Origin of the sequence: Pseudomonas sp. RL_105y_Pfl2_101 (genome assembly GCF_963970585.1) — a bacterium.
In the GTDB taxonomy this organism is placed as follows: domain Bacteria; phylum Pseudomonadota; class Gammaproteobacteria; order Pseudomonadales; family Pseudomonadaceae; genus Aquipseudomonas.
Map to the genome: position 1 here is coordinate 367,026 of NZ_CAXAPG010000002.1, position 13,930 is coordinate 380,955.

Genomic DNA, 13,930 nt, shown 5'->3' on the forward strand with positions numbered 1-13,930 from the left:
CGGCCCTGATGGACACATTGCCCGTGGCGCCGCTGCTTGCCGTGCTGGTGGTGCTGATCCTCTGGTCGGCCCTGTTCACCGCCATCGAAGCCGCCCAGCAACACCTGCTGGCCCAGCGCACGGCCTCGCGCGCCAATGACAAACCGCTGGCAACGCTGACATTCCCGCTGGCCAGTCTGATCCTGTGCAATACCCTCTGCCGCACCCTGGCCGTGGTCATCGGCACCTTGCTGGCAATTTTTACCTGGCTGGAAAACGGCCCCTGGGTGGCCTGGCTCGGCACCAGCGCCGCCCTGCTGGTGTTTGCCGACTACCTGCCACGCACCTTGGCCACCCGCCAGCCCGAAGCGGTGCTGGCACTGGGCAACGCCTTGCTTGGCATACCGTTGAAGATCCTCTATCCGCTTGCCTGGCTGTTGAATAGTGCCTGCCAATTGTTGCTGCGCCCCTTTGCGCGCAAAGCCAGCATGGTGCAACAGAGCGACAACGAAATGCCCGCGCCACCACGCAGCGAACACGAACCTGAGCATGGAAGCGGCCGGCCGCACCCGATTTCCGGCATCCACGCCCTGGACGACATCACCGTCAACGATATCCTCGTGCCCCGCAGCGAGGTCGATGGGATTAACCTCGACGAGCCCATCGGTGAGATCATCGAACAACTGCGCCTGAACCGTCGCACCCGCCTGCCGGTGTTCCACAGCGACATCAACCAGGTCGAAGCCGTGCTCAACACGCGCCAGATCCGTCATTTGCTGGCGGATGCGAGCCTGACCCAGGAAGCGCTACGGGCCGCCTCCCACGAGCCTTACTTCGTCCCTGAAAGCACGCCACTGCAACTGCAATTGCTGAACTTCCATAAGCAGCAGCGGCGCCTGGGCATGGTGGTGGACGAATACGGTGAAGTACTGGGCATCGTCACCCTGGAAGACATCCTGGAAGAAATCGTCGGCGAATTCGAAAGCGAGCACAGCCTCGATAACCCCCACGTCCACCCCCAGCCCGATGGTCGCCTGATGATCGATGGCGCGGCGTCGATCCGCGAATTGAACAGGACCCTGGGCTGGCATCTGCCTTGCGACGGCCCCAAGACCCTCAACGGGCTGGTGACCGAAGCCCTGGAAACCATCCCCGAAAGCCCGGTGTGCCTGAAGATCGGCCGTTATCGGCTGGAAATCATCGAAACCGTGGACAACCGTGTCAGCCAGGTCCTGGCATGGCATAACAGTTCGGTGCCTGCCGTTTCCTGACATCCCCTGTGGCAAGGGAACTTGATCCCTATGGGGTACGTGTAGGAGCTGCCGAAGGTTGCGATCTTTTGATCTTGATCTTGATCTTGATCTTGATCTTTCACTCCCGACTCAATTGTCTGGCACAAGATCGCAGCCTCGTTGCACTCGACAGCTCCTACACGGCTCCTACACGGCTCCTAGAGTGCAGCGCCGCTCGACGCAGCCCAGCGCTCGCCACAAAAGCTCATCGCAGGTGGCGTTATTGTGCGCGGGCTGTCTTGTTGATTCGTTAGCCTCCTTCCTATACTCAAGCCGCTTACCCAGCCCCGCCCGAGCCCCGTGCTTATCCGCACCCAGCCGGTTCCGGCCCGACCATCGGCACAATCCGCATCAGTCCTGCGCCTGTTCCTACCCGAAGCAGCGAAAGGATACCCGCCCACATCCCTGGGGGTTCGACCATAATAATTCGCTCCAATGGAGCCATGACTGTCAGGGATAACCGCATGACGACTGCTACCTGCAACGAGACTGTGTCTGCCCAGCCGACAAATTCGACCACCCGCGTGGCCACCGCGAGTTTCATCGGTACCGCCATCGAGTTCTACGATTTCTATGTCTACGCCACGGCTGCGGCCCTGGTGATCGGGCCAGTGTTCTTCCCGCAAACCTCAGGCACGGCACAGATGCTGTCGTCCTTCCTGACGTTCGGCATCGCCTTCCTTGCCCGTCCGCTGGGCTCTGCGCTGTTCGGCCATTTCGGCGACCGGATCGGGCGCAAGTCGACGCTGGTGGCGTCCCTGCTGCTGATGGGCGTGTGCACCACCCTCATTGGTGTGCTGCCCGGCTACGCCAGCATTGGCGCCTGGGCGCCGATCCTGCTCTGCGTGCTGCGTTTCGGCCAGGGCCTGGGGTTGGGCGGCGAGTGGGGCGGCGCGGCGCTGCTTGCCACCGAGAACGCGCCCAAAGGCAAGCGCGCCTGGTTCGGCATGTTCCCCCAACTGGGGCCTTCCATCGGCTTCCTGGCGGCCAACGGACTGTTCCTGACCCTGGCCATCAGCCTGGACGATGAACAATTTCGCGCCTGGGGTTGGCGGGTTCCGTTCCTGCTCAGTGCCGTGCTGGTGATGGTCGGCCTCTATGTACGGCTCAAGCTCCACGAAACGCCGGTGTTCGCCAATGCCATGGCTCGCCAGGAGCGGGTGAAGATGCCGTTGGTCGAACTGTTCAGCCAGCACTGGGCGCCAACCTTGCTGGGCGCGGCGGCGATGGTGGTGTGTTACGCGCTGTTCTATATCTCGACGGTGTTTTCCCTGAGCTACGGTGTGTCCACCCTCGGCTACAGCCGCGAGACCTTCCTGGGTCTGCTGTGCTTTGCCGTGCTGTTCATGGCCGCCGCTACGCCCCTGTCAGCCTGGGCCAGCGACCGCTACGGCCGCAAACCCATATTGATCCTCGGTGGTGTACTGGCGATTGCCTCGGGTTTCCTCATGGAACCCTTGCTGACCCACGGCTCGACCGGCGGCGTGGCGCTGTTCCTGTGCATCGAGCTGTTCCTGATGGGCGTGACCTTTGCCCCCATGGGCGCCTTGCTGCCGGAACTGTTTCCGACCCACGTGCGCTACACCGGTGCTTCGGCCGCCTACAACCTGGGCGGTATCGTCGGCGCCTCGGCTGCGCCATTCTTCGCCCAGAAACTGGTGGCGATGGGCGGTTTGAGCTATGTCGGGGGTTATGTTTCAGCGGCCGCGCTGCTCAGCGTAGTCGCCGTGCTGTGCCTGAAGGAGACGCGTCATAACGACTTGAACCGGGTTGCCTGACGCGCCTCCCGTAGGAGCTGCCGCAGGCTCGGGCCGCGTTCGGACGATCTTTTGATCTTTCACTTGAGACTCAAGCCTCAGGGGTAAGATCGCAGCCTCGCTTCGCTCGGCAGCTCCTACGGGGTAAACCCGCCAATGAAATAACCGCTAACAGTCACCCACCATTGAAACCACCCCCCACCTGCCCCATCTAAGACCCATACCCCATTGCGCAGGTGCCCCATGAGCGACCAGCACTCTACCGAAGCCACGAACGAATACGCTGATTCCGAACACATCGAACATACCTCCTCCGGCACCGACCTGGCCCTGCCTGGCCAGAACTTGCCAGACAAGGTCTACATCATCCCGATCCACAATCGCCCCTTCTTCCCGGCCCAGGTGTTGCCGGTCATCGTCAATGAAGAACCGTGGGCCGAGACTCTGGAGCTGGTGGCCCAGTCCGAACATCACTCCCTGGCGCTGTTCTTCATGGAATCGCCCCAGGAAGACCCGCGCCATTTCGACACCTCGAAACTGCCGCTGTACGGCACGCTGGTGAAGGTGCACCACGCCAGCCGGGAAGGCGGCAAACTGCAATTCGTCGCCCAGGGCCTGACCCGCGTGCGTATCCGCACCTGGCTCAAGCACCATCGCCCACCGTACCTGGTGGAAGTCGAATACCCGCACCAGCCGAGCGAGCCGACCGACGAGGTCAAGGCCTACGGCATGGCGCTGATCAATGCGATCAAGGAACTGCTGCCGCTCAACCCACTGTACAGCGAAGAGCTGAAGAACTACCTCAACCGCTTCAGCCCCAACGACCCTTCGCCGCTGACCGACTTTGCCGCCGCGCTCACCTCCGCCACCGGCAATGAACTGCAGGAAGTGCTCGACTGCGTACCCATGCTCAAGCGCATGGAAAAAGTCCTGCCGATGCTGCGCAAGGAAGTCGAAGTGGCGCGGCTGCAGAAAGAGATTTCCGCCGAGGTCAACAACAAGATCGGCGAACATCAACGCGAGTTCTTCCTCAAGGAACAGCTCAAGGTCATCCAGCAGGAACTGGGGCTGACCAAGGACGACCGCAGCGCCGATATCGAACAGTTCGAGCAGCGGCTCGAAGGCAAGGTGCTGCCGGCCCAGGCGCAGAAGCGCATCGAAGAGGAAATGAACAAGCTCTCGATCCTGGAAACCGGCTCGCCGGAATATGCCGTCACCCGCAATTACCTGGATTGGGCGACCTCGGTGCCGTGGGGCGTGTATGGCCAGGACAAGCTTGACCTCAAGCACGCGCGCAAGGTGCTCGACAAGCACCACGCCGGCCTGGACGACATCAAGGACCGCATCCTGGAGTTCCTCGCCGTCGGCGCCTACAAAGGCGAGATCAGTGGTTCCATCGTGTTGCTGGTGGGGCCGCCGGGCGTGGGCAAGACCAGCGTCGGCAAATCCATCGCCGAATCCCTGGGGCGACCGTTCTACCGCTTCAGCCTCGGCGGCATGCGTGACGAAGCCGAGATCAAGGGTCATCGGCGCACCTACATCGGCGCCCAGCCGGGCAAGCTGGTGCAGGCGCTGAAAGATGTCGAAGTGATGAACCCGGTGATCATGCTCGACGAGATCGACAAGATGGGCCAGAGCTATCAGGGCGATCCGGCTTCGGCCTTGCTCGAGACCCTCGACCCGGAGCAGAACGTCGAATTCCTCGACCACTACCTGGACCTGCGCCTGGACCTGTCGAAAGTGCTCTTCGTCTGCACCGCCAACACCCTGGACTCGATCCCCGGCCCGCTGCTGGACCGGATGGAAGTGATCCGCCTGTCGGGCTATATCACCGAAGAAAAAGTCGCCATCGCCAAGCGCCACTTGTGGCCCAAACAACTGAGCAAGGCTGGCGTGTCCAAGGGCAGCCTGAGTATCAACGACAGCGCCCTCAAGGCCCTGATCGACGGCTATGCCCGTGAAGCCGGGGTGCGACAGCTGGAGAAACAGCTGGGCAAATTGGTGCGCAAGGCGGTGATGAAGCTGATCGACGACCCCAAGGCCGTGATCAAGCTCGGGCCAAAAGACCTCGAGGCCTCTCTGGGCAAACCGGTATTTCGCAACGAACAGGTGTTGTCCGGCATCGGCGTGATCACCGGCCTGGCCTGGACCAGCATGGGCGGGGCGACCTTGCCGATCGAAGCGACGCGCATCCACACCCTCAATCGCGGCTTCAAGCTGACCGGGCAACTGGGGGACGTGATGAAAGAATCGGCGGAAATCGCCCACAGCTACGTCAGTTCGCACCTGAAGCAATTTGGCGGTGATCCGAAGTTCTTCGACGAGGCCTTCGTTCACCTGCACGTACCGGAAGGCGCCACGCCCAAGGACGGTCCGAGCGCCGGCGTGACCATGGCCAGCGCCTTGCTGTCCCTGGCCCGCAACCAGCCACCGAAAAAAGGCGTGGCCATGACCGGCGAACTGACCCTCACCGGGCACGTCCTGCCAATTGGCGGGGTGCGCGAAAAGGTCATCGCGGCGCGGCGGCAGAAAATCAACGAACTGATCCTGCCGGAAGCCAACCGGGGCAACTTCGAAGAACTGCCGGACTACCTCAAGGAAGGCGTCACGGTGCACTTTGCCAAGCAGTTTGCGGATGTGGCGAAGGTGTTGTTCTGATCGTCCTCTAGCGCTTGTGCGGGCCCCGTCGCGGGCAAGCCTTGCTCCCACAGGGTTAATTGTCGCCCACAGATTTTGTGCGCAACAAAGGTCCATTGTGGGAGCAACACCACATTCTCACCTGACACACCCAGTAGCATCTTCGGTTATGCTCGCCGTTCGTCGTGAATGCCGGAGCCGTTGCCCTTATGTCCCTCACCCGCCTGCTCGTCCCCTTCAGCCTAGCCCTGCTGAGCGCCTGCGCCACGCAACCGAAACACAGCGTGACCGTGGAAAAACTGAGCCAGTGCCCATTAAGGCTCAATAGCGGGCAGAACCTGATCCTGAGCCTGCCCAGCAACCCCAGCACCGGTTATCGCTGGGCGATCCAGGATTCGGCCGGTGGCGTGCTCAAAGGCTTGGGCCCGGAGGTTTATCGCAACCCGGAAGACGCCGGCATCGTCGGCGCCGCGGGTGTCTCGACCTGGCGCTTCCAGGCGTTCAGCGCCGGCACCGGGCGCTTGCGCCTGACGTATCAACAACCCTGGGCCCCGGAAGTGCCTCCCGTGGAAACCTTCGACTGCGCCATTTCGGTGAATTGACCGTGGGCTGGCTGATCCTTGCACTGATGGGCGCAGCCACCTACCTGTACGGCCTGACCGTGCACGCTACGCTGTTGTGCCTGCTGGTCAAACCCATGCCGGTCCTGGCCCTGCTCGGCTGGTTGCACGATGCGCCGCCCAGTGACTATCGACGCTGGATCAGCCTCGGGCTGATTTTTTCACTGATGGGTGACGTGTTGCTGGCCTGGCCGGGGGATCTGTTCGTGTTCGGCCTCGGCGCGTTTCTGCTGGCGCACCTGGCCTACCTGAAAGCCTACCTCAGCGACTGCCGCCGCCCAGCGCTGCTGCCCTTGGCCCTGGCCTTGGGCATCGGTGCGATGCTGTTGGGGATCCTGGTGTCGAACGGCCTTGGGTCGTTGCTGGTGCCGGTGATTGTCTACGGCCTGACCATCAGCGCCATGCTTTGGCGTGCGTTGGCGCGCCTGGGCACCAGCGTGCCGAAACGCTCGGCCTGGCTGGCCGCCTGCGGGGCGCTGGCGTTTGTGTTCTCCGACAGCCTGATCGGCATCAACCGGTTCGTGCAGCCCTTCCACGCCGCGCCTTACCTGATCATCGTCAGTTATTGGCTGGGCCAATGGGGGATTACGGCGTCGGCGTTTACCCAAAAACCGCACTGAACAAAGATGAATGTGGAAGCAAAGCTCTGTGGGAGCAAGGCTTGCTCCCACAAAGCTCGCTCCCATAGTTTTTTTGGTTAAAATGCCGGCCTTTTCACCACCCATCCCGCTGGAACTGCCGTGAGCAAAGACCCCGATCGCCTATTCGCCCAACCCCTGGCCCAAGTGCCGGACTTCGCCTTCAACGAGGACGTGGTGCGGGTGTTTCCGGACATGATCAAGCGTTCGGTGCCGGGTTACCCGACCATTGTCGAAAACCTCGGCGTGCTCGCCGCGCAATTCGCTCAGCCGGGCAGCGTGCTCTACGACCTGGGCTCGTCCCTGGGCGCTGTGACCCAGGCCCTGCGCCGCCATGTGCGCACCGACGGTTGCCGGGTGATCGCGGTGGATAACTCGGCGGCCATGGTCGAGCGCTGCCGTGAATACCTCAACGGCCAGGACTCGATGTTCCAGGAGCTGCTGCCGGTGGAAGTGATCGAAGGCGACATCCTCGCCCTGGCGTTCCAGCCGGCCTCGGTAGTGGCACTGAACTTCACCCTGCAGTTCATCGCGCCGGACCAGCGCACCGCACTGTTGAGCCGCATCCGCCAGTCCTTGCTGCCGGGTGGCGCCCTGATCCTGTCGGAAAAGTTGCGTTTCAACGATGCCGAGGAACACGCTCTGCTCACCGACCTGCACGTGGCGTTCAAACGCGCCAACGGTTACAGCGAGCTGGAAATTGCCCAGAAACGCAGCGCCATCGAAAACGTCATGAAGCCCGACAGCCTCGAAGAACACCGCGAGCGCCTGCTGGCGGCCGGGTTCTCAAAAGTCGTGCCGTGGTTCCAGTGTCTTAACTTCGCCTCGTTGATTGCCCTGCCATGATTGATCTGTCCCCCCTCGCCCGCCATCTGGCCGGCACACCCCTGGCCGATTGGGCCGCGACGCTGCAGACGCAACTCGACAACAAGATGGAAAAGGGTCATGGCGATCTTGAGCGTTGGCAAAGCGCGCTCGATGCGCTGCCGGCCTTGCAACCCAGCACAGTCGACCTGCTGAACGGCCTGACGCTCGACACCGATTGTTCCGACGAAACCCGTGCGCAAATGCGTACCGCGTTAATGGGCCTGTCGCCTTGGCGCAAAGGACCTTTCGACCTGTTTGGCGTGCACGTGGACACCGAATGGCGCTCGGACTGGAAGTGGTCGCGGGTGGCCCCGCACCTGGACCTGAAAGGCAAGCGCATCCTCGACGTCGGCTGCGGCAACGGCTACTACATGTGGCGGATGCTCGGTGCCGGAGCTGACACGGTGATCGGCGTCGACCCCAACTGGCTGTTCTTCTGCCAGTTCCAGGCGGTGCAGCGCTACCTCTCGCAGCCCAACGCCTGGCATTTGCCGTTCCCCTTCGAAGCCCTGCCAGCGGAGCTGGAAGGTTTCGACACGGTGTTCTCCATGGGCGTGTTCTACCACCGGCGCTCGCCAATCGAGCACCTGCTGGCCTTGAAGGACTGCCTGGTCAAGGGCGGCGAACTGGTGCTGGAAACCCTGGTGATCGAGGGCGACGAACACCAGGTGCTGGTGCCTGAGGACCGCTACGCGCAGATGCGCAACGTGTGGTTCCTGCCGTCGGTCCCGGCCCTGGAACGCTGGCTACGCCGCGCCGGATTCAGCGATGTGCGTTGCGTGGACGTGAGCCTGACCACCGTGCAGGAACAGCGCAGCACCGAGTGGATGAAGTATCAGTCGCTGAGCGACTTCCTCGACCCCACCGACCACAGCAAAACCATCGAAGGGTTGCCGGCGCCGATGCGGGCGGTGATTGTGGCGCGTAAGTAAATCGCCTAAGCCGCCTGTGCGAGAGCTTCTGTGGGAGTGAACTCCTACAGAAGTTCGCTCCCACAGGGGGTCGGTGTCAGTCTTGGGACTTGGCTCTTCGGGCCTTGAAGAACTCACTCAGCACGGTGCTGCATTCCTCAGCCAACACCCCGCCCTCGACCATCACCCGATGGTTCAAAAAGCCCTGACTGAAAAACTGCCCCTGGCTCTGCACGATGCCGGCCTTGGGCTCCAGGGCGCCGTAGACGACCCGGGCGATACGCGAATGGACGATCAGCCCAGCGCACATGCTGCACGGTTCCAGCGTCACATACAGCGTGCTGCCGGGCAGGCGATAGTTGCTCACCGCCAGTGCGGCGGCGCGGATGGCGACCATTTCCGCGTGGGCGCTGGGGTCATGGCCACTGATCGGGCAGTTGAAGCCGCGTCCGATGATCTCGCCGTCCTGCACCAACACTGCGCCCACCGGCACTTCGCCCAGGGCCGCGCCTTGTGCGGCGAGGGCCAGGGCTTCGCGCATGAAGTCCTGGTCACGGCTGCGGTCAATGATCCTGGCAGGGCGAATCTGGCGCATCACGCCACCTCGATGGCGGCCATCAGGCCGGTTTCCATGTGGTCGATCACATGACAGTGGAACATCCATACGCCTGGATTATCCGCCACCAACGCCACCTGCGCCCGCTCGTTCTTGCCCAGCAGGTAAGTGTCGGTGAAATATGGGATAACCTTGTGCCGGTTCGACGCGATCACCTTGAAGCTCATGCCGTGCAAATGGATCGGGTGCTGGTACTGGGTCATGTTCTTCAATTCGAAAATGTAGCTCTGGCCTTTCTTCAGCGTGGCAATCGGCCGGTCGGCGCAGGTCTTGTCGGTGATGTCCCAGGCCTTGCCGTTGATCTGCCACAGGCTCGGCGGCTTGCCATTGTCGACATTGACCGACACCGAGCCGACCCATTCGAAATTGAAGTTGAGTTTCTCGGCATTGGCCAGGTCCGGTTCCGACACCGGGTTGGGCGGCAGCGCCTGCGGCCATTGGCTTGGCGTGTCACTGTTGGGCACCGAACGCAAGGTCCCCAGGCGCACCGGGCCATTGCGCAACGACAACTCTTCGCCGGCTGGCGGCGCCTTGATCGCCAGGCAAATGCGCATGCCCGGGCCAAGCCAGTATTCCTTGCCCAACGGCCGCGGTTCGATGGGGTTGCCGTCCAGCGCATAGATCTGCGCTTCAACGCCTGGGATATTGATGCGATAGGTCAGGGTGTTGTCCAGGTTGAGCAAGCGTACCCGGGTGATCTGCCCGGCCGGCAGATCAATCACCGCTTCCGGTACGCCGTTGATCGTCGCCAGTCGTCCGGCCGTGCCGCCACGCGCCGCCTCACGGGGAATGCTGAAAGCAACGAACTCGCCCTGCTCATCCACATGCCAGCTCTTGAGGCTCAACGTCTGCTCGTATTTGAAACCGGTGGGCTCACGCTCTTCGATGATCAACGGGCCCACCAGCCCACGCCCGAGCTCTTCGCTGCTGTTGACGTGAGGGTGATACCAATAGCTGCCGGCGTCTGGCACGCGGAACTTGTAATCGAAATACTCGCCCGGCAACACCGGCAATTGCGAGACATACGGCACGCCGTCCATCTCCAGTGGCAAACGGATCCCGTGCCAATGAATGGTGGTAGCGACCGGCAGGTGATTGATGAAGCGAACCCGCAGCCATTCACCCTGGCGCGCCCGCAGCTCGGTGCCCGGTGCCGAGGGGCCAAACGCCCAGGCCTGGGTCTTGTGCCCGGCCACCAGCTCGACGTCCAGCGGTGCGGCGATCAATTCATAGTCGTGACCGGCCTCGGCATCGGCGCGCTTGCCTAACCAGTACCGCGACGCACCTCCTGCACCCACGCCAACGACAACAAGACCGGCCAGGCCACCGAGTATTTGGCGACGGGTAAAGGACATGAACGCAACCACCTATTGAATCTGCGGCGAACCGTTGGGCCCGCAAAAGGCGAATACGATACACCCGCAGATGAGAAACGGTAAGGGCTGCAAAAATGAAAAAAACCAGAGGAGGTTATCAACAGGTTTTTTCTGTACCCATCGAGACGGTGCTCAATCGTGCAGCGAACGTGCCTTCTCGCCCCGAGGCATGAAAGAAGCCAGTGCCGCCGCGACGATGAACAGCGCCGGCACATCGCCGAGTAAATGCCCCATATGCCGGGTCCCATCCGTCTCGACGTCGAAGGACTGCACGGCCATGATCACGCCGTGCACGATGCTCGACCATACCGTGAACCAGATCAGGCTCAGGTGTTTCATCGGATCGCACGACGCCATCAGCAGGAACACACCGAGGGTGGCGTAGATTCCGACAATCATCAACGGATAGTGGGAATGGCCGCTGTGCCACGCCCAGCCAGACGGCCACAGGTTCATCAGCGGCAGATCGCGAAGACGGCGATCAGGCCGACAACGATCAAAACCATACGCAAGGCGGCAAGTCGTTGGGTGTCGTTCATGGCCGGCTCCTTGTTGCGGCATGGCTGTCGCCGGAATGGGGTGCCCGGGGTATAGAACGCGCCAGGGACGCACGCCGGCCAACCCATGCCGTCAGTCGCCTGGGCCGTCTTCGAGCGCCTTGTCGATCATTAAGCCTCGCTCACCCGCTCCAGCCAGGCCTTGTGCGCAGCACTTGTATCGTCGGGCAAGTGGCGCAGGTAAGCGTGTAGCTCCGCCTGCATACCGAACACCTTCCATATCAATGGCGCCAAGCGCGATGCAGGGTTGCCCGCCTGCTCCAACTCACGCAGCCACTGCAGGCTGCGCTCTTTGTATTCGGCGAGTACGTCTGACTGGTAATCGTGGGCCTTGCCCAACCCGGAGATGTACATCAGCTTGGCGACTTCTACCGTGGGCCAATGAAGGGCCATGTTGAGCGGCCAATCGAGCATGGCACGCTCACCCCACATTGCGGATTTAGGCAGACGCCCGTTCGCCAGCAGCGTCAGCATGAAGGCCTGGCCCAACTCGGTCAGGTAGACCGGCAGGACCTCGGCGGTGGGATGCAGGTAGAACGAATCAATGGGTGTCTCGCGCCTCAGGCCAATGCGGGCAAGCAAGCGCTGCTCGAGGTCGAGTACCAGAGCGCCGATGCCGGCCTTCGCCGCGCTGCCGCTTTCGGTCGTTTGCCTGGTGCGGGTTGCGCAGTCCCAGAGGCTCAGGGAAAGCTGCCATTGGCCTTGATCACCGTCACCCGAACAGCCGATCTCACCGGTGATGAAAGCCTTCATCGTCGGCGGCACGACATCGAAGAGCGCCTGGCCGTCGGCTTCACACCCCGATAGCACTGGGCCGCCGCCTTCCACGATCTGGATATAACAAGTGCCTACATGGTCGCTCCAGTAGTGCACGGCTTCGGCCAGGTATAGAGGAATGGCGCGCGAGAAGCGTCCCAGTTCGTCCTCCCGTTGCGATTCGGCGCGTACTACAGCGTCTGTGCTTTTGGACAGCGCGAAGAAACCGATTTGCGCTGCCCCTTCCGGTTTCTGCGCGAAGAACCAATCGGCGTTGCGCAAACCGTAGTGCCAGATCGGCTGGCTCAATGCCAACGTCGCGAACTTCAGGTTTTCAGGATCCACCGGCACGCCTTGGGCGTCCTGCTTGTGCATTTGCTGGAAGGCTTGGGCAAACTGGTCGAGCTGGCTTTTGATCGGCGCAAAACCCAGGGCATACAGGCGGGCGAGCAGCGCCTCGCCTTCGGCCGCCTGGCCAAGTTCCTGGTAGGCGCGCAGCAAGTTGATACCGGCCATGGGGTCGTGTTTGTGCTCATCGTAGACAGGCCCGACCAACTCGACGATCAGTGGAATCTGGCCGTTGTTACCCAAGTCACCCGAGATCATCATCAGCGCACTGCCGTCGAACGTACCCGCCGTCAGCACCTGCGCGTAAAACACGCGCGCCGACTCGACGTCCTTCTGTTCCAGGCAATGACGCGCCAACCACAAGGGCGCACGCCAACTGTCGGGTAACGCAGCCACGGTACGCAGCGCCTCGAGATAGCCCGCCTCGCCGGCCCTTTCCCGCTGAATGGCCGCCCACCACAACAGGCCATTCTCTTGATTGGGGTCAGCCTGGATCGCGTGCCAAAGCGTCTCATCGGTAAGCGCCTGCTCGCCTCGCTTGCTGAAGACCTTGGCCAGGTTAGTCAGCAAGGTGCCTGTCGCGCCGACTTTCGCCATCCCCGTGCGCAGCGCATTTTCGGCGGCATCGAGTTGGCCGTTCTCCAGCAGCACAATGCCCTGAATGACATGGCTGCGCTCGGGATGGCTGTCGATCTCGATTAGTTGTGCAGCGGCCGGGATCAAGTCAGCGACAAAGCCATCATTCAACCCCGAGATAATCAGGCTGTAGAGCTCGTCGGCAGACTTCCATTTCTCTCGCAGGTTTGGCAGGAAAACGTTGTCGCGCCACTCGTTGCGGGTGATCTGCATCTCACGACCGTAGCTGTCGTAGACCGTGATCAATTCACTCTCGTCCGGCTGGGGCGGCGGCGCATCAGTGTGCGCGGAAGAAACCGCTGTCGAGGTGCTGGATTTCTTACCGCTCAGAGCGGATAGGATGCGTTTGAACATAAAGGCGGTGACACCGTTTCTGAGTGGGTCGGCACGGTGTTCTTGGATGGAGGTTTGCAGTCTTCTTGTGAGCGGCCGACAGCTGTGCGCATTCACTTGCAGAGAGCGACGGACAAACGAGGACAAGCCAAGAGCAACGATGGGGGCGTTGGCATTTAAGCACAATTTAGAACCCGACTTTGCGCAGCGGCTGGGCACAGACACCTGGGAAACACCTCCCCTTGTGGCGAGGGGATTTATTTCCGTTGGGCTGCGCAGCAGCCCCCGGAACCGTTATCGCCATGTGCCAGGTTCGGTTCAGCCTCGCAAGCCGGTGATCAGATGCACCACACCGTTGTCCAGCGTCATCACGCCAGCCACACCGGCGGCGCTCAACCCTATCCGGTCGATCCGCGCCGCATCTCGCAGTTCCACTCGCAGTCGCGTCAACGCCACAGGCTGATGCGCCTTGAGGTTATCCGCACCGCCCAACGCGGCGATGATGGCCGGCGCCAGTCCCTCTACCGAGCCAGGCCGCTTGGGCTCTTCCGGTACCAGGTCCGGGGTCAGGGCTTTCCAGAATGCCTGTTGTAGTTTGTCGAACATG

Annotated in this window: 11 protein-coding genes and 1 pseudogene; 7 read left to right on the forward strand and 5 right to left on the reverse strand. The window is 62.0% G+C overall.

Annotated features, from left to right (window positions below):
- Positions 1–8: 8 nt before the first annotated feature.
- From AACY31_RS04420 to cmoB, 7 genes are all read left to right on the forward strand, one after another.
- Positions 9–1,250: a transporter associated domain-containing protein gene (locus AACY31_RS04420; protein ID WP_339483381.1), complete on the forward strand. Its 1,242-nt coding sequence runs from the start codon at positions 9–11 to the stop codon at positions 1,248–1,250.
- Positions 1,251–1,735: 485 nt separating this feature from the next.
- Positions 1,736–3,049 (forward strand): MFS transporter, encoded by a 1,314-nt coding sequence (locus tag AACY31_RS04425; RefSeq protein WP_339483380.1) that lies wholly within the window; start codon positions 1,736–1,738, stop codon positions 3,047–3,049.
- A gap of 222 nt (positions 3,050–3,271) precedes the next feature.
- Positions 3,272–5,686: an endopeptidase La gene (gene lon / locus AACY31_RS04430; RefSeq protein ID WP_339483379.1), complete on the forward strand. Its 2,415-nt coding sequence runs from the start codon at positions 3,272–3,274 to the stop codon at positions 5,684–5,686.
- A 188-nt stretch (positions 5,687–5,874) separates the two neighbouring features.
- On the forward strand, positions 5,875–6,267 hold the full coding sequence (locus AACY31_RS04435; protein WP_339483378.1) for a protease inhibitor I42 family protein: 393 nt from the start codon (positions 5,875–5,877) through the stop codon (positions 6,265–6,267).
- 2 nt (positions 6,268–6,269) lie between these two features.
- The gene (locus AACY31_RS04440) at positions 6,270–6,905 is read left to right on the forward strand and encodes a lysoplasmalogenase (RefSeq protein WP_339483376.1); all 636 of its coding nucleotides are present in this window, start codon (positions 6,270–6,272) and stop codon (positions 6,903–6,905) included.
- A 120-nt stretch (positions 6,906–7,025) separates the two neighbouring features.
- Positions 7,026–7,769 carry a carboxy-S-adenosyl-L-methionine synthase CmoA gene (cmoA, locus tag AACY31_RS04445; protein WP_339483375.1) on the forward strand — a complete coding sequence of 248 codons (744 nt, stop codon included), beginning with the start codon at positions 7,026–7,028 and terminating at the stop codon, positions 7,767–7,769.
- Positions 7,766–8,722 (forward strand): tRNA 5-methoxyuridine(34)/uridine 5-oxyacetic acid(34) synthase CmoB, encoded by a 957-nt coding sequence (gene cmoB / locus AACY31_RS04450; protein WP_339483373.1) that lies wholly within the window; start codon positions 7,766–7,768, stop codon positions 8,720–8,722. The genes cmoA and cmoB overlap by 4 nt, the downstream gene beginning before the upstream one ends.
- 76 nt (positions 8,723–8,798) lie before the next feature.
- Here cmoB and tadA read toward each other — a convergent pair whose 3' ends face one another.
- The 5 genes and pseudogenes from tadA to AACY31_RS04475 all read right to left on the reverse strand — a co-directional run bounded on the left by tadA (position 8,799) and on the right by AACY31_RS04475 (position 13,929).
- Entirely contained in the window at positions 8,799–9,296 is a 498-nt protein-coding gene (tadA, locus tag AACY31_RS04455) for a tRNA adenosine(34) deaminase TadA (RefSeq protein ID WP_339503907.1), read from the reverse strand.
- On the reverse strand, positions 9,296–10,672 hold the full coding sequence (locus tag AACY31_RS04460; RefSeq protein WP_339483369.1) for a multicopper oxidase family protein: 1,377 nt from the start codon (positions 10,670–10,672) through the stop codon (positions 9,296–9,298). The genes tadA and AACY31_RS04460 overlap by 1 nt, the downstream gene beginning before the upstream one ends.
- 153 nt (positions 10,673–10,825) lie before the next feature.
- Positions 10,826–11,232, reverse strand: a pseudogene (locus tag AACY31_RS04465) (DUF6632 domain-containing protein).
- A 129-nt stretch (positions 11,233–11,361) separates the two neighbouring features.
- On the reverse strand, positions 11,362–13,344 hold the full coding sequence (locus tag AACY31_RS04470; RefSeq protein WP_339483368.1) for a tetratricopeptide repeat protein: 1,983 nt from the start codon (positions 13,342–13,344) through the stop codon (positions 11,362–11,364).
- 297 nt (positions 13,345–13,641) lie between these two features.
- The gene (locus AACY31_RS04475; protein WP_339483367.1) at positions 13,642–13,929 is read right to left on the reverse strand and encodes a PTS transporter subunit EIIB; all 288 of its coding nucleotides are present in this window, start codon (positions 13,927–13,929) and stop codon (positions 13,642–13,644) included.
- Position 13,930 lies beyond the last annotated feature (1 nt).